Origin of the sequence: Pseudomonas sp. NPDC090201 (genome assembly GCF_044746825.1) — a bacterium.
Lineage (GTDB): Bacteria > Pseudomonadota > Gammaproteobacteria > Pseudomonadales > Pseudomonadaceae > Aquipseudomonas > Aquipseudomonas putida_AD.
On sequence record NZ_JBIVCX010000018.1, the window covers coordinates 1 to 16,404 of the forward strand.

General features: G+C 60.3%; 14 protein-coding genes. 8 read left to right on the forward strand and 6 right to left on the reverse strand.

Annotated features, from left to right (window positions below; translation table 11 throughout):
• Positions 1 to 255 precede the first annotated feature (255 nt).
• A complete protein-coding gene (locus ACIPOO_RS26245; protein WP_400610872.1) occupies positions 256 to 1,749 on the reverse strand; it encodes a CoA-acylating methylmalonate-semialdehyde dehydrogenase in 1,494 nt (497 codons plus the stop codon).
• 70 nt (positions 1,750 to 1,819) lie between these two features.
• Complete coding sequence (locus ACIPOO_RS26250) at positions 1,820 to 3,166, reverse strand: aspartate aminotransferase family protein (protein WP_274135708.1); 1,347 nt, start codon at positions 3,164 to 3,166, stop codon at positions 1,820 to 1,822.
• 139 nt (positions 3,167 to 3,305) lie between these two features.
• On the opposite strand from ACIPOO_RS26250, the gene ACIPOO_RS26255 reads away from it, so the two are divergent.
• The 5 genes from ACIPOO_RS26255 to ACIPOO_RS26275 all read left to right on the forward strand — a co-directional run bounded on the left by ACIPOO_RS26255 (position 3,306) and on the right by ACIPOO_RS26275 (position 8,279).
• A complete protein-coding gene (locus ACIPOO_RS26255; RefSeq protein ID WP_400610874.1) occupies positions 3,306 to 4,226 on the forward strand; it encodes a LysR family transcriptional regulator in 921 nt (306 codons plus the stop codon).
• 89 nt (positions 4,227 to 4,315) lie between these two features.
• Positions 4,316 to 4,975 (forward strand): TetR/AcrR family transcriptional regulator, encoded by a 660-nt coding sequence (locus ACIPOO_RS26260; RefSeq protein ID WP_274135710.1) that lies wholly within the window; start codon positions 4,316 to 4,318, stop codon positions 4,973 to 4,975.
• A 35-nt stretch (positions 4,976 to 5,010) separates the two neighbouring features.
• A complete protein-coding gene (locus ACIPOO_RS26265) occupies positions 5,011 to 5,604 on the forward strand; it encodes an IMPACT family protein (RefSeq protein WP_400610876.1) in 594 nt (197 codons plus the stop codon).
• Between the two features lie 473 nt (positions 5,605 to 6,077).
• Positions 6,078 to 6,764: an SDR family oxidoreductase gene (locus ACIPOO_RS26270; RefSeq protein ID WP_400610878.1), complete on the forward strand. Its 687-nt coding sequence runs from the start codon at positions 6,078 to 6,080 to the stop codon at positions 6,762 to 6,764.
• A 159-nt stretch (positions 6,765 to 6,923) separates the two neighbouring features.
• Positions 6,924 to 8,279, forward strand: a complete 1,356-nt coding sequence (locus ACIPOO_RS26275; RefSeq protein ID WP_400610880.1) for an 8-oxoguanine deaminase — start codon at positions 6,924 to 6,926, stop codon at positions 8,277 to 8,279.
• A 106-nt stretch (positions 8,280 to 8,385) separates the two neighbouring features.
• Here the strand turns inward: ACIPOO_RS26275 and ACIPOO_RS26280 are convergent, their stop codons facing one another.
• Positions 8,386 to 9,477: a calcium:proton antiporter gene (locus tag ACIPOO_RS26280; protein WP_400610882.1), complete on the reverse strand. Its 1,092-nt coding sequence runs from the start codon at positions 9,475 to 9,477 to the stop codon at positions 8,386 to 8,388.
• A 180-nt stretch (positions 9,478 to 9,657) separates the two neighbouring features.
• Here ACIPOO_RS26280 and ACIPOO_RS26285 point away from each other — a divergent pair, with 180 nt between their 5' ends.
• Positions 9,658 to 10,611: an adenosine deaminase gene (locus tag ACIPOO_RS26285; RefSeq protein ID WP_274135717.1), complete on the forward strand. Its 954-nt coding sequence runs from the start codon at positions 9,658 to 9,660 to the stop codon at positions 10,609 to 10,611.
• Positions 10,612 to 10,699: 88 nt separating this feature from the next.
• Here the strand turns inward: ACIPOO_RS26285 and ACIPOO_RS26290 are convergent, their stop codons facing one another.
• Positions 10,700 to 11,392: an ArsR/SmtB family transcription factor gene (locus ACIPOO_RS26290; RefSeq protein ID WP_400610884.1), complete on the reverse strand. Its 693-nt coding sequence runs from the start codon at positions 11,390 to 11,392 to the stop codon at positions 10,700 to 10,702.
• Positions 11,393 to 12,066: 674 nt separating this feature from the next.
• On the reverse strand, positions 12,067 to 13,275 hold the full coding sequence (locus ACIPOO_RS26295; RefSeq protein ID WP_274135721.1) for a multidrug effflux MFS transporter: 1,209 nt from the start codon (positions 13,273 to 13,275) through the stop codon (positions 12,067 to 12,069).
• A 229-nt stretch (positions 13,276 to 13,504) separates the two neighbouring features.
• On the opposite strand from ACIPOO_RS26295, the gene ACIPOO_RS26300 reads away from it, so the two are divergent.
• Entirely contained in the window at positions 13,505 to 13,864 is a 360-nt protein-coding gene (locus ACIPOO_RS26300) for a hypothetical protein (RefSeq protein ID WP_400610887.1), read from the forward strand.
• An 84-nt stretch (positions 13,865 to 13,948) separates the two neighbouring features.
• Positions 13,949 to 14,446 (forward strand): GreA/GreB family elongation factor, encoded by a 498-nt coding sequence (locus ACIPOO_RS26305; protein ID WP_274135724.1) that lies wholly within the window; start codon positions 13,949 to 13,951, stop codon positions 14,444 to 14,446.
• Between the two features lie 285 nt (positions 14,447 to 14,731).
• Here ACIPOO_RS26305 and ettA read toward each other — a convergent pair whose 3' ends face one another.
• Positions 14,732 to 16,396, reverse strand: a complete 1,665-nt coding sequence (gene ettA / locus ACIPOO_RS26310; RefSeq protein ID WP_274135726.1) for an energy-dependent translational throttle protein EttA — start codon at positions 16,394 to 16,396, stop codon at positions 14,732 to 14,734.
• Between the last annotated feature and the right edge of the window lie 8 nt (positions 16,397 to 16,404).

A 16,404-nucleotide genomic window follows, 5' to 3' on the forward strand; every position in this document is an offset into this window, starting at 1 on the left:
TTACAACCTGCTGTCAACCACCTTTTTCACCGCTGCCGATTCAGTGACCTGAACCGAAGCACTTCCTCGCTATCCTGAACGTCTAACTCGTTGATTATCAAGGAGTTTTCCGCTCCGACTGCGCCGGAAGTGGGGCGAATTATAGAGAGATTCGAGGGGGCGTCAACACTTAATTACATTAAATTGTCATATCGGTCAGAAACGGCCTGAAAAGCAAAGGGGCGAGCCTTGCGGCCCGCCCCTTTCGATCAAGCGTTACAAGCTTGGGAAGGCAAACTGCGACGCCTCGTGGCTCGCACGTTGCGGCCAGCGCTGGGTGATCGCCTTGCGACGGGTGTAGAACCGCACGCCATCCGGGCCATAGGCATGCAGGTCGCCAAACAGCGAACGCTTCCAGCCGCCGAAGCTGTGGTACGCAACCGGCACTGGCAGCGGAACGTTGACGCCCACCATCCCGACCTCGATTTCATCGCAGAACAGGCGCGCCGCTTCACCGTCACGGGTGAAGATGCAGGTGCCGTTGCCGTATTCATGGTCGTTGATGAGCTGCATCGCCTGCTCAAGGCTGTTCACACGAACGATGCACAGCACCGGCCCGAAGATCTCTTCTTTATAGATGCGCATTTCTGGGGTCACCTGATCGAAGAGGCAGCCACCCAGGAAGAAGCCATCTTCGTGACCGGCCACGGTCAGGCCACGACCATCGACCACCAGCTTGGCACCGCTGCTGACGCCGTCTTCTATATAGCCGCTGACCTTGTCGCGATGTTGACCGGTCACCAGCGGCCCCATGTCCAGGCCACAGGAAGTGCCTGCGCCAATCTTCAGCGCCTTGATCTGCGGGACCAGCTTGGCCACCAGTGCATCGGCCACCTGGTCGCCGACACACACGGCAACCGAGATCGCCATGCAACGCTCGCCGCAGGAACCGTAGGCGGCGCCCATCAGAGCGCTGACAGCGTTGTCCAGATCCGCATCCGGCATCAGGACGGCATGGTTCTTCGCGCCACCCAGTGCCTGTACGCGTTTGCCACGGGCGGTCGCTTCTTTATAGATGTACTCGGCGATAGGGGTCGAGCCCACGAAGCTCAGCGCCTTGACTTCCGGCGCCTCGATCAGCGCATCCACCGCAACCTTGTCGCCATGCACCACGTTCAGCACGCCTTTGGGCAAACCGGCTTCGTGCAGCAACTGGGCGATCAGCAAGGTGGAGCTTGGGTCGCGCTCCGATGGTTTCAGGATGAAACAGTTGCCGCACGCAATTGCCAGCGGATACATCCACAGCGGGACCATCGCCGGGAAGTTGAACGGTGTGATACCGGCCACCACGCCCAGCGGCTGGAAGTCCGACCAGGCATCGATGTTCGGGCCCACGTTGCGGCTGTACTCACCCTTGAGGATTTCAGGGGCGGCACTGGCGTACTCGACGTTTTCGATACCGCGCTTGAGTTCACCGGCGGCGTCTTCCAGGGTCTTGCCATGTTCTTCGCTGATGAGCTGGGCGATGCGTGCCTCGTTCTGCTCCAGCAATTGCTTGAAGCGGAACATGACCTGGGCGCGCTTGGCAGGTGGCGTGTTGCGCCATGCCGGGAATGCAGCCTTGGCCGAGTCGATGGCTTGCTGGACGGTTTCACGGCTGGCCAGCGAAACCTTGTGAATCGCCTGACCGGTGGACGGATTGAAAACATCGGCGGTACGGCCGCCGTCGCTGACCAACTCGCCATGAATCAGGTGTGCAATGGTGCTCATGCGTTAACTCCGAGGAAGTGTTGCCCGCAGGCGCAACCCGGGCTGCGCCTGTTGATAAGTGAGAGTGAAATCAGTCGATCTGGTTGAGCGCTTCGCCCACCGCATCGAACATCCGGTCCAGGTCCTGCGGCTTGCTGTTGAACGTTGGGCCGAACTGCAGGGTGTCGCCGCCAAAGCGCACATAGAAACCGGCTTTCCACAGTTTCATTGCAGTCTCGAACGGCCGCACGATGGCATCGCCATCACGGGCAGCGATCTGGATTGCGCCGGCCAGGCCGTAGTTGCGGATGTCGATGACGTTCTTGCTGCCCTTGAGGCCGTGCAGCGAATTCTCGAAATGCGGGGCAGTTTCAGCCACTTGCTGCACCAGGTTTTCGCGCTTGAGGATATCCAGCGCCGCCAGACCTGCTGCACACGCTACCGGGTGCGCCGAGTAGGTGTAGCCGTGGGGGAATTCCACCGCGTATTCCGGCGTCGGCTGATTCATGAAGGTCTGGTAGATCTCGCTGCTGGCAATCACGGCGCCCATTGGGATTGCACCGTTGGTGACCTGCTTGGCGATGCACATCAGGTCAGGGGTGACGCCAAAGCTGTCGGCACCGAACATGGAGCCAGTGCGGCCGAAGCCGGTGATCACTTCGTCGAAGATCAGCAGGATGTTGTGTTGATCGCAGATTTCGCGCAGACGCTTGAGGTAACCCTGCGGCGGAACGATCACGCCAGCAGAACCTGCCATCGGCTCGACAATGACAGCCGCGATGTTCGAGGCGTCGTGCAGCTCGATCAGCTTGAGCATTTCATCGGCCAGCGCGATGCCGCCCTGCTCCGGCATGCCGCGGGAATAGGCATTGCTGGCAAGCAGGGTGTGAGGCAGATGATCGACATCCATCAACTGGCCGAACATCTTGCGGTTACCGTTCACGCCCCCCAGGCTTGTGCCCGCAATGTTCACACCGTGATAGCCACGGGCACGGCCGATCAGCTTGGTCTTGGTCGCCTGGCCTTTCAGGCGCCAGTAGGCGCGCACCATCTTCACCGCGGTGTCCGCGCACTCGGAACCGGAGTCGGTGTAGAACACGTGGTTCAGGTTGCCCGGCGTCAGTTCGGTGATCTTTTCAGCCAGTTGGAAAGACAGCGGATGCCCGAACTGGAAAGCCGGCGAGTAATCCAGCGTGCCCAGTTGCTTGGCGACGGCTTCCTGAATCTCCTTGCGGGTGTGCCCGGCGCCGCAGGTCCACAGACCGGAAAGGCCATCGTAGATCTTGCGCCCCTTGTCGTCTGTCAGATAACTGCCCTCTGCCGCCACGATCAGTCGCGGATCGCGCTGGAAATTGCGGTTCGCGGTGTAGGGCATCCAGTGCGCATCGAGCTTGAGTTGGCTGGCCAGCGACATATCGGACGATTCGGGCATGTTCATTGTAATAACCTCACAAGGACGTGGGTGGCCTGTCTTCCTCTCCCTTCAGGGAAGCAGGGCCGGTTGCAGCTAAGTTGCCATGGGCATAAAGTCGCTAAAATCCTGCTTTTATGATCTTTAGTTGGTGGACTACTAAACAATGAGCACACGCCGTCCCGATCCCCTGGCCCAGGTCAGCGACTTCGACATTCGCCTGCTGCGCATTTTTCGAAGCGTCGTCGAATCAGGCGGCTTTTCTGCGGCGGAAAGTGCGCTGGGCATCGGGCGGTCGGCCATCAGCCAGCAGATGAGCGATCTGGAGCAACGCCTGGGCCTGCGCTTGTGCCAACGGGGTCGAGCGGGGTTTTCTCTGACAGAAGAAGGCCGCGAGGTCTATCAGTCATCGCTGCAGTTGTTGAGTGCACTGGAAAGTTTTCGTACAGAGGTGAACGGTCTGCACCGACACCTGCGCGGTGAACTGAACATCGGCCTGACCGACAACCTGGTCACCCTCCCCCACATGCGCATCACTCACGCACTTTCGCACCTGAAGGAGCGCGGCCCGGACGTTCACATCAATATCCGGATGGTCGCACCCAACGAAGTGGAGCAAGGCGTGCTCGATGGCAGCCTGCACGTGGGCGTCGTGCCCCAGGCCAACGCCTTGTCGGGCCTTGAATACCAGCCGCTCTACAGCGAGCGCTCGTTGTTGTATTGCGCGGTCGGGCATCCGCTTTTTTACGTTGACGACGCACAACTCGATGACGCTCGCCTGGCTGAACAGGAAGCGATTGCGCCGACGTTTCGTCTGCCGGCCGACGTCCAGGCCCACTATCAGGCCCTCAAGTGCACCGCCAGTGCGTCGGATCGCGAGGGGATGGCGTTTCTGATTCTCACGGGGCGCTACATCGGCTATCTGCCGGATCACTACGCCAGTTTCTGGGTGCAGCAAGGGCGGTTGCGTGCGCTGAAACCCCAGTCACGTTTCTACGACCTGAGCCTGGTGACCGTGACCCGTAAGGGCCGGCGCCCGCATCTGGTGCTCGAAAGCTTTCTGGAGAGTCTGGCTGCGACGCGCTGAACCTATTTGCGCAGCCGACTCTTGTGGGATCGTGCCGGGTGCGTTATCAGTTCACCCCGTCGCAGCCAATGATCCGTCTGGAATCGCACATGACCCTTGAAGTACCTGCTCACAGCGTCAGCACCAGCAAGCCGGCAAGCCGCATTCGTCAAAAGAACGAAGAAACGATCATGAAAGCCGCCGAGGACGAATTCGCCCGCCACGGTTTCAAAGGCACCAGCATGAACACGATCGCGCAGAACGCGGGATTGCCCAAGGCCAACCTGCATTACTACTTCACCAACAAGCTGGGGTTGTATGTCGCGGTACTGAGCAACATCATCGAGCTGTGGGACAGCACCTTCAATAACCTGAGCGTCGAAGACGATCCGGCCCAGGCGCTGACCCAGTACATTCGCGCGAAGATGGAGTTTTCCAGGCGCCAGCCACAGGCTTCGCGGATCTTCGCCATGGAAATCATCAGCGGCGGCGAGTGCCTGAACGAGTACTTCAGCCAGGACTATCGCGAGTGGTTCAAGAGCCGTGCGGCGGTGTTCCAGGGCTGGATCGACGCAGGCAAGATGGACCCGGTCGACCCGGTGCACCTGATTTTCCTGTTGTGGGGCAGCACCCAGCATTACGCCGACTTCGCCACCCAGATCTGCCAGGTCACCGGGCGCACACGCCTGACTCGACAGGACATGGAAGAAGCCGGTAACAATCTGATCCGCATCATCCTCAAGGGCTGTGGCCTCACGCCGCCCCTTTGAATGCTCAAGAACCTTGCTTATAGCTGGAACCGTCAATGCCCTCTACTCTCGTCGGCCCTTGTGAGTTTCGCGAAGAAATCCGCAAGAGCCGCTTCATCACCCTGGCCGCGCCCATCAACAGCCCGGCCGAGGCCCAGGCGTTCATCGAGCAGAACAGCGACCTGAATGCCACCCACAATTGCTGGGCATGGAAACTCGGCGCCCAGTACCGCAGCACCGACGACGGCGAACCGGGCGGTACCGCCGGCAGGCCCATACTGGCCGCCATCGAAGCACAGGATTTCGATCAGGTCGTGGTGTTGGTGATTCGCTGGTATGGCGGCATTCAACTGGGCACCGGTGGCCTGGCTCGCGCCTATGGCGGAGGGGCGAACAAGTGCCTGCAGCAGGCGCCGCGCTTGCCGTTGATTGACCGGGTATCGCTGGAGTTCGACTGTTCCTTCAGCGAACTGGCTCTGGTGAAGCTGCGCCTGGCCGAACTCAACGGGCTGGTCGATCAGGAGACCTTCACCGCCTCGGGTGTCGATCTCGTCGTCGCGCTGGGCCCGGAGCAGATCGAAACCTTTCAACGACAGCTCTCGGACATCAGTCGCGGGCGCATCGTGCTGCAACGCCCGGGCGGTGCATAACCTGCACGACTTGCGTATGTTCAAAGCCAGCACTTTGCCCACATCTACTGTGCATCCGCCTGTGGACAAGCTGAGCACATTCGCCCACAGCCCTTGCTGCACACGGCCTGCAGCAGTTCGATCATTATTTGATCAATTTACTTATCCACCGGACAAATTCACCGCAAAACAGGATGTTAGAGTGCCTTATCGCGACTCGGTACTACCGCAGAGGTGCTTATACCGCGGGCTTTCGCTTGCGCACATTAACTGTGGAGCAACCTGTGGATAACAGGTGCAAGCTTGTCCACAGGGCCGGGGATATCTCGCCTGCTGACATTTGGTCATTTTTCATCCAAATTTCATGAACTCCGTTCAACCGATGGCCAGGCTCTGGTCAAACGCCGATCCCGCCGCCGCGTCGCCCATTCTTGTGGCAAGCTGAGGGCGACTTCCTGGCACTGCCAAATCCACTGTTGCAAGGAGATGCACTCATGGCTTCAAATAAAACCGCACTCATTATCGGCGCCTCACGGGGCTTGGGCCTGGGGCTGGTACAACGCCTGAACGAGCTTGGCTGGGAGGTGACCGCCACCGTCCGGGATGTGAACAAGGCCGACGAGTTGAAAGCCGTTTCCGGCGTTCACATCCAGACACTGGAAATGGACCAGCCAGCCTCGCTGGATTCACTTGTCCACAGCCTGAAGGGCCAGGTCTATGACCTGCTGTTCGTCAACGCCGGCATCATGGGCCCGCTGCACAGCAATCCCACCGACGCCAATGCAGAAGAACTGGGCCAACTGTTCCTGACCAATGCCGTCGCCCCCGTACGCCTGGCCAAGCGTTTCGTCGATCAGATCCGCCCAGGCACCGGCGTCATTGCCTTCATGAGTTCGGTACTCGGCAGCGTCACCATGCCCGACGCGCCCGAAATGGCCCTGTACAAGGCCAGCAAGGCGGCTTTGAACTCCATGACCAACACCTTCGTCACGCAACTGGGCGACAACAAACCCACCGTCCTCTCGATGCACCCCGGCTGGGTCCGCACCGCAATGGGCGGCGAAGGCGCCGATATCGACGTGCAAACCAGCGTGCGCGGGATGGTCGAGCAACTGGAACGCTTCGCCGGAAAAGGCGGGCATCACTTCGTCAATTACAAGGGTGAGACGATTCCCTGGTGACACCCCCACTGCTCGGGCGGGCACTTGATCCACACCCCGCCCACGCCCTAAACTCCCGACCCTCGCTTCACGGCGCATTCGATGCCGCGGCGACCCTGGATCAGCAGACAGGGCAAAACTGAGCTGGCGACCTGAACCCACTTTCAGAGGAGCCGGCCCATGCCCGCTATCCGTATCTGGTTGATAAATCCCCTTGCCGTGTTCACTGCCAACGACCTCGATGCCCGAGGCGGGCTGGTGGTCGAGGACGGTGTTATCGTTGAAATGCTCAGCGCCGGGCAAACACCTGCCCAGCCTTGCGATCAGGTATTCGATGCCCGTGAGCATGTGCTACTGCCGGGGCTGATCAACACCCATCATCATTTCTACCAGACGCTGACTCGCGCCTGGGCGCCGGTGGTCAATCAGCCGTTATTCCCTTGGCTCAAGACGCTGTACCCGGTCTGGGCACGCCTGACTCCGGAAAAACTCGCGCTGGCCAGCAAGGTCGCGCTCACGGAATTGTTACTGTCGGGCTGCACCACGGCAGCGGATCACCACTACCTGTTTCCGGATGGACTGGAAAACGCCATCGACGTGCAGGTGCAGAGCGTTCGGGAGCTGGGGATGCGCGCGATGCTGACCCGAGGTTCGATGAGCCTGGGTGAAAAGGATGGCGGCCTGCCACCGCAGCAGACCGTGCAACAGGGGCAGGTGATTCTGGAAGACAGCCTGCGCCTGATCGACCGCTATCACGAACGTGGCGACGGCGCGCAGATCCAGATCGCCTTGGCGCCGTGTTCGCCGTTTTCGGTGACCACCGAAATCATGTCTGAAAGTGCCGCGCTGGCCGAGAGGCTCGATGTCCGTCTGCACACGCATCTGGCTGAAACCCTGGATGAAGAAGACTTCTGCCTGCAACGCTTTGGCCTGCGAACGGTGGATTACCTGGACAGCGTCGGCTGGCTCGGGCCTCGCACCTGGCTGGCCCACGGCATTCATTTCAATGAGCAGGAGATTGGGCGTCTGGGCGAGGCAGGTACGGGGATTTGCCATTGCCCGAGCTCGAACATGCGCCTGGCCTCGGGCATCTGTCCAACGCTGGAGCTGACGGCCGCCGGGGCGGCCATCGGATTGGGCGTGGATGGCTCGGCTTCCAACGATGCCTCGAACATGATTCTGGAGGCGAAACAGGCGCTCTATCTGCAGCGCTTGCGCTATGGCGCCGAGAAAATCACTCCGGAGCTGGCATTAGGCTGGGCAACCCGCGGTTCGGCGAAGCTGCTGGGTCGCGAGGATATCGGTCAACTGGCGGTCGGCAAGCAGGCCGACCTCGCGCTGTTCAAACTCGATGAGCTGCGATTCTCGGGCAGCCATGACCCGATTTCAGCGCTGCTGTTGTGCGGTGCCGATCGCGCCGACCGGGTGATGATTGGCGGCAAATGGCGGGTGATCGATGGGCAAGTTGAGGGGCTGGACCTCAAGGGGCTGATTGCAGATCACCGCCAGGCGGCAGCGGAGTTGATTCGGGGCTGACCCGGATGCGGTTTGGCTTGCTGGCGTCGGTGATCTCAAGATCGCTCCCGCGGGCAAGCCCGGCTGCTACAACGATCTATGTTGCTGCACTGTCCGTAGCAGCCGGCTACATCCCCAACAACGACAACATTACAAAGGTCGCGAACAGCACGAAGTGCGTCATGCCTTCGATGGCGTTGGTTTCGCCGTCGTTGAGGTTGATGGCACTGACCAGCAAGGTGACGAACACCATCACGGTCTGCACCGGCGTCATCGCCATCTGGAACGGCTGACCGGTGTAGAGCGCCATCGCCTCCATCACCGGCACGGTCAGGATCACCGTGGACAACGATGCCCCCAGCGCAACGTTGACCACCGATTGCATGCGATTGGCCAGCGCCGCTCGCAGCGCCGTGAGGATTTCCGGCGCAGCGGAAATCGCCGCCACCAGAATCGCAGTCATGACCGGCGGTGCGCCGCTGCCTTCAAGGCCCAGGTCGATGGTCTTGGACATGACCTCCGCCAGCGCGCCAATGACCACCACCCCAAACACCAGCGTGGCGATCGACAAAGTCAGATTCACCGGCGTGCCTTCCTGTTCGGGCTGATCCTTGCGCCGCTTCTTGTCCGGGTAGCTGTAGCTGAAGAAATAACTGTGCGGCCCCACCTGCATGCGCAGAAACAGACCGTACAACAACACCATCGCGCCAATGGTAAAGGCCGAGTACACCTTCCATTTGGACTCGGGTATGAACTCCGGCACCACCATCGATACCGCCATGGCGGTCAGGATCATCACACTGTAAGAGCGCGCGGAGTCATCGTTGTAGGACTGCTCGCCGTGCTTGAGCCCGCCCATCAGCGCCGCGAGCCCCAGGATGCCGTTGATATCCAGCATCACCGCCGAGTAGATGGTGTCTCGCACCAGCGTCGGCGACGGCTCGTTGCTCATCATGATCGCCAGGATCACCACCTCGACCAACACCGCCGACAGCGTCAGGATCATCGTGCCGTAGGGGTCGCCGAACTTCTCCGCAAGCAACTCGGCATGGTGGGCGACGCGCATCGAGGCACAGACGATGAACACCACCAGGGCGACGCCCGCGAGCAACGCAACGGTGTGCCCATGGCCGAGCAACTGGTGTTCGAAGAAGTAGGCGAGACAGGCCGCAATCACCGCCAACAGGAGAAATTTTTCTTGCTTGAGAATCGTGCCCATCGTTGCCTTATTGCCTCTGCGACGCGGGTCGCTCATCCGTGGAGTATTGCCTGCTCAAGCGGTGAGAGTGCAGTTTGTAAATAAAGGTTTCAAGACAGCTGAACCTTCCGGTCAGGTTTTTAACCAGTCATCGCCCGTGAATCTGTAGAATCACTCCATTGCACCTGATGAGAAAAGAACATGTACGACTGGCTGAATGCCCTGCCCAAGGCTGAACTGCACCTGCACCTTGAGGGTTCGCTGGAACCTGAACTGCTGTTCGCCCTGGCCGAGCGCAACAAGATCGCACTGCCGTGGAACGACGTCGAAACCCTGCGCAAGGCCTACGCCTTCAATAACCTGCAGGAGTTTCTCGACCTTTATTACCAGGGCGCGGACGTCCTGCGTACCGAGCAGGACTTCTACGACCTGACCTGGGCCTACCTTGAACGCTGCAAGGCTCAGAACGTGATTCACACCGAACCGTTCTTCGATCCGCAGACCCACACCGACCGGGGCATCCCCTTCGAAGTGGTGCTCAACGGGATCACTGGCGCGCTCAAGGACGGCAAGGAAAAACTCGGCGTGGGCAGCGGCCTGATCCTGAGCTTCCTGCGGCACCTGAGTGAGGAAGAAGCCGAGAAGACACTGGACATGGCACTGCCCTTCCGCGATGCCTTCGTCGCCGTCGGCCTGGACAGCTCGGAAATGGGCCATCCGCCCAGCAAGTTCAAGCGCGTGTTCGACCGCGCCCGTGGAGAAGGCTTCCTGACCGTGGCCCACGCCGGCGAGGAAGGTCCGCCCGAGTACATCTGGGAAGCGCTGGACCTGCTGAAGATCGAGCGGATCGACCACGGCGTGCGCGCCATCGAAGACGAACGGCTGATGCAACGCATCATCGATGAGCAGATCCCGTTGACGGTCTGCCCGCTGTCCAACACCAAGCTCTGCGTGTTTGACCACATGAGCCAGCACAACATCCTCGACATGCTCGAGCGTGGCGTGAAAGTCACCGTAAACTCGGACGACCCGGCCTACTTCGGTGGCTACGTGACCGAAAACTTCCACGCGCTGCACACTCATCTGGGCATGACCCAGGATCAGGCCAAACGCCTGGCACAGAACAGCCTGGATGCGCGTCTGGTCAAACCGTGACCTGAGCGTGATTCATGGCAGCAGGGCCTGCCAGCGGGTGCCACTCCAGGCCTCCCGCCGGCAAGCCGTGCTGCTACAGCGTCTGCATTCAGGCAGCGGACGCGATCTTGTTGATCTCACGCTGACCATTGGAAGACACCTGCAAGGTGGTGGCCTCTTCCGTGGCACGCAACCACCCCAGTTGCATGAAAAGCTGCAGCAATCCCGCCCCCAGCGCACCGCCCAGGTGCGGACCGCGGTCACTGCATTCGGCGCACTCGCAGACAGTCTCGCGCTGCCGGTGGGCCAACGCAGGGATGAAAATGCCCCGCTCGGCAAATCTCGATATTCCGACACTGGTCACTTCCAGACGATGCTCCGACTGCTCGATCCAGCCCGCCCCGAGCATCCGCTGATACAGATCCGTGGCCATGTCGCCGCCCAGATGATCGGCGCACACCAGAGCCCGGCGCAGTGGCAACGGCGGCAAGGGCTGGGCGACGCTGCGGCTGATGATCTCGGCACTGACCATCGATGCGCTGGCCAGTGCCTGCACCGCCGCTCCGACCTCAGGCGCCGCCAGCCTGAAGAAGCGCTTTCGGCCGCGCGACTCCTGGCGCAGCAAGCCTCCCGATGCCAGCCGCGCCAGGTGTGCGCCCACCGATGAGGTGGACAAGCCCACCAGCAATGCAATCTCGTCAGCTGCCCGCGACGCGCCGTCCATTAACGCCCACATCATGGCACTGCGTTTGGGGTCGGCCAGCAGCGCGGCAATCTGACTGATGCATGGTGCGTGTTCCATGTATTCACTCCCTGTTGAATCATTGGTCTTTTGCGATGACCGACTCGCCCTCTACAGCGGCCATCATCGTTGCATAGGGCGAACGGCAGCCTTGATCTGCATCACCTCATGGGACCTTTGAGCAGAACAAGTGCCGCACTAGTACAGATTTAGTTAATTAACCGTGACAGTATCGAGCATCCGTTATTGGATCGGATCCACTCTAAAGACACAGTATAAGGGCTGGAGGACAGCGGCGGATTGCTCAGGATTTGTTGCACCCGAAGCACCGTAGGGCCGCTGTGCGAAACATCAGGCAAAGTCTGGCGTTAGACAACAGCCTCTCCAGCACATGTTTTAGCGCCGAAAAGGCCGGAATAGCGGGCCTCTGCTGGCATTTTGGGGAAGTGACGTCAATTGAAGGCAGCGCAATTTCCTACAGCAAAAACTCCATTATCCCGCAGGAAAAATAGCCAGGGTTTTCCATAGGGAGGCGGATTTTTTAACCAGATATACTGTCACGCCTTCCTCCTAACGAAGTGCGTGTACGAAAGGTCTGCCGGGAGAGTAGTAATAGTCTGCACTTCTCTCATTTGTTCACTGCCATTAACAATCAATAACAGTGCACCGGTCAGCACAGCTTTTCAATAAAAGAAGCAGGAAGTCCGGCAACGCGGGAACGTTGCCGGAGCGGGTCAGATGCGTACGTCAGTGGGCGCAACCTGCGCATCACGCCTGCCCTGGGCGCGTCGGGTAATCATCGCGAGCGTCACGGCCAGCACCCCACACAGGGTGATAACCGTCGCCATGGGCACGGCGGTGCCATCGTGCAACACCCCGACCAGCGCCGCCGCCCCCGCCGCCACGCTGAATTGCAGGCAGCCCAGCAAGGCCGAAGCGCTGCCTGCACGCTTGCCCTGCCCCGCCATCGCACAGGCCGAGGCGTTGGGGATGATGCAGCCAAGGCTGGCGATATAGATGAACAGCGGGATCAGCAACGGCCATAGCTTCTCGGTGTGCATCGAGGCAATCGCCAGCAGCACCACGGCGGCGCTCAAGTAGATCCATACCGCGCGGGACAGCAGCCATGCCGGGCCAAAGCGGCCCACGAGCCGGGCGTTGACTTGCGCGACGAGGATGAAGCCCGCCGCGTTGGTGCCGAACAGCCAGCCGTAATGCTCGGCAGGCACGCCATACAGCTTGATGAACACGAAGGGAGAGCCTGCGATATAGGAGAACATACCCGCAATCGCAATGCCGCCGGTCAAGGCGTGCCCCAGGAAGATCCGGTCGCCCAGCAACGCCCAATATGAGCCCGCCGCGCCGGACAGCGGTGGACGGGGGTGGCCTGCGGGCATGCTTTCAGGCAAGCCTGCAGCCACGGCACATGCCGTGAGGGCACTGAAGAACGTCAGGCTCAGGAAGATCGACTGCCAGCCGTACACATTGACCAGCAAACCGCCGAGCATCGGGGCCAGGATCGGGGCCAGGCCCATGACCAGCATCAACTGGGAAAACACTTTCGCCGACTCGACGGGCGAGCACTTGTCGCTGACAATCGCCCGCGACAGCACCATCCCCGCACAGCCACCCAGGGCCTGGACGAAACGTGCAACGATCAGCCACTCAAGGTTCGGCGCAAACGCGCAGGCCAGGGACGCCAGCGTGAACAGTCCGACGCCGAACAGCAGCGGGATGCGGCGGCCAAACCGGTCAGCGATCGGCCCATAGGCCAGTTGCCCGATGCTCAAGCCCAGGAAGTAAGAGGCCAGGGTCATCTGGACGTGTTTTTCGTCCGTGCCAAAAGCCAGTGCCATTGCCGGAAAGCCGGGTAGATAAAAGTCGATGGCCAATGGGCCAAATGCGCTGAGAGCGCCAAGAATCAGAATCGTTCTAAGGTTCATTGATCTTCCAAAGCAGTTGCGCGCAGCCTGACAGTTTAACAACCCGCCATCTTCTCAGGCCGTCGCAGGGAAAATTATTAAAAGTTTTTTCAGGTTTAATTACCGTCAGGCGGGATCGCGGAACTAATCGACCCGTACCGGACATCGGCCAATGGATTTCTCACACCGCTTTTACAAATAACTCACAGATATGCTTCTAGAATTTTTCATATCTGTAGAGGAAATGGATATGAACGCGCGTTGGGTTGTGCTGTGGTGTCTTGTGGTTGTCGCCGGCTGTCAGTCTACCCACGACCAGTTACTGGCCGAAGGTTATCCGCCGGCATTTGCGGACGGTTTCCAGGATGGCTGCGGCAGTGGGCGGCAGTCAGTGGATGTCATGAAGGGCCAATACAAGAAGGACGTGCCGCGTTACTTGCGTGACACGATATACGCACAGGGCTGGGGGGATGGTTTCCGCCAGTGTCAGGCGCAACTGGAGAACCGCAACGTTCAGGATCAGGGTCGCGACAGCATCTGGAACGACCGCGACCGGGCCTGGGAACAGGAGAAGACCCAGGACGCGGCCAAGGCGTATCGCTCTCGCTGAAGGCCATGTCGCTGCGGGGCATCTGGCGAAACTTCTGGAGTGCAAGGATGGCCCAACATTCATGTACTGAACAGGGAGCACGCCATGAGTCGGGCCTTCGTCAACGAAGACGCCGCTGCCGCGCAGGTCAGCCAGCCGGTGGAGCGGCACGTCAGCGCGCAACCCAATTACGTGACCGCCAGTGGTCTTGCCCAGTTGCAGGCCCATGTCGCCGCGTTGCAGGCACAGCACAGCGAGCAGTCGGCGCGCGGTGAGCGTGCAGACAAGCAGCGGCTGGCGGATATCGAACGGGATCTGCGTTATTTCAATCAGCGTCTTCACAGTGCTCAGGTGGTGACACCTGCCATCTCTACTGACAAGGTGCAGATCGGCAGTTGGGTGACCTTCGCCGATGAAGAGGACGTGCAGCAGCGGGTGCAATTGGTGGGTGAAGATCAGGCTGATGCCGCCAGCCAGCTCATCAACTGGGCCTCGCCGCTGGGCAAGGCGCTGATGGGCGCGCACGTGGGCGACGAAGTCACCTGGCAGCGCCCGGCGGGAGATCAGGTGATCGAGGTGGTGCAGATTGAGGCGGATGTTTGAAAAAACGGAGCCACTGCGCCCTTGGATACTCTACAGGGGATCAAGCTCGAATTTATGTATGTACTCGCAGCCGATACGCCAAGCCATATTTGTGGGAGCGGGCTCGCCCGCGAATGCGTCACACCTGCCGCATCAAAGGAGTCTGACCCACCGCTTTCGCGGGCAAGCCCGCTCCCACAAATCATCACTGATCGACAATCGTCGTTATCCCCATCCCGCACGACAGAAACTTGTCCAAAAAAAAACGGAGCCCGAAGGCTCCGTTTTTCATGACGCTGGCCCCGATCAGGCCAGCTTCTTGTGACGCACGCGGTGCGGCTGGGCGGCTGCTTCGCCCAGGCGTTTCTTGCGGTCGGCTTCGTACTCGGTGTAGTTGCCTTCGAAGAACACCGCCTGCGAATCATCTTCGTAGGCCAGGATGTGAGTCGCGACGCGGTCCAGGAACCACCGATCGTGGGAGATCACAATCGCGGCGCCCGGGAAGTCCAGCAGGGCTTCCTCCAGGGAACGCAGGGTTTCAACGTCCAGGTCGTTGGACGGTTCGTCGAGCAGCAGGACGTTGCCGCCCTCTTTCAAAGTCAGCGCCAGGTGCAGGCGACCACGCTCACCACCGGACAGATCCTTCACGAACTTCTGCTGATCGCCGCCCTTGAAGTTGAAACGGCCGACATAGGTACGCGACGGAATCTCGTAGCTGCCGATCTTGATCTGATCGGAACCGTCGGAGATCTGCGCGAATACGGTCTTGCTGCCGTCCAGGTCGTCACGGCTCTGATCGACGCAGGCCAGTTGCACGGTTTCACCGATTTCGATGGACCCCGAATCCGGTTGTTCCTTGCCCATCAGCATGCGGAACAGCGTGGATTTACCCGCGCCGTTACCACCGATCACGCCAACGATGGCGCCTTTAGGCATGGAGAACGACAGGTTGTCGATCAGCACGCGGTCGCCATAGCCCTTGGTGACGTTCTTGAATTCGATGACCTTGTCACCCAGGCGCGGACCGGCCGGGATGTAGATCTCGTTGGTTTCCGAACGCTTCTGGAATTCCTGCGACTGCATTTCTTCGAAGCGCTGCAGACGGGCCTTGGATTTGGACTGACGAGCCTTGGCGCCTTTGCGCACCCACTCCAGTTCCTCTTTCATGGCCTTCTCGTGAGCCGACTGCTGCTTGGATTCCTGGGCCAGACGATCGGATTTGGCTTCCAGCCAGCCCGAATAGTTGCCCTCGTACGGAATACCGGCGCCGCGGTCGAGTTCCAGAATCCAGCCAGCGACGTTGTCCAGGAAGTAACGGTCGTGCGTGATCGCAACCACGGTGCCCGGGAAGTCGTGCAGGAAGTGTTCGAGCCAGGCGACGGAATCGGCGTCCAGGTGGTTCGTCGGTTCGTCCAGCAGCAGCATGTCAGGGGCCGACAGCAGCAGGCGGCACAGGGCCACGCGGCGCTTCTCACCACCGGACAGGTGCTCGACCTTGGCATCCCAGGCCGGCAGGCGCAGCGCATCGGCGGCGACTTCCAGCTGACGCTCGAGGTTGTGGCCATCGCTGGCCTGCAGGATGGCTTCGAGCTTGGCCTGTTCGGCGGCCAGTTTGTCGAAATCGGCATCCGGCTCGGCGTAGGCGGCGTAGACCTCGTCCAGACGCGCCTGGGCGTCCTTGATCACGCTGACCGCTTCCTCGACCACTTCACGAACGGTCTTGGTCGGGTCCAGTTGCGGTTCCTGCGGCAGGTAGCCGACGTTCAGTTCCGGCATCGGGCGCGCTTCACCATCGAACTCGGTGTCGACACCGGCCATGATTTTCAGCAGCGTGGATTTACCCGAACCGTTGAGGCCCAGGACACCGATCTTGGCGCCGGGGAAGAACGACAGGGAGATGTTTTTCAGGATTTCCCGCTTCGGCGGAACAACCTTGCTCAGCCGATGCATGGTGAAGACGTATTGAGCCATGGAATGAA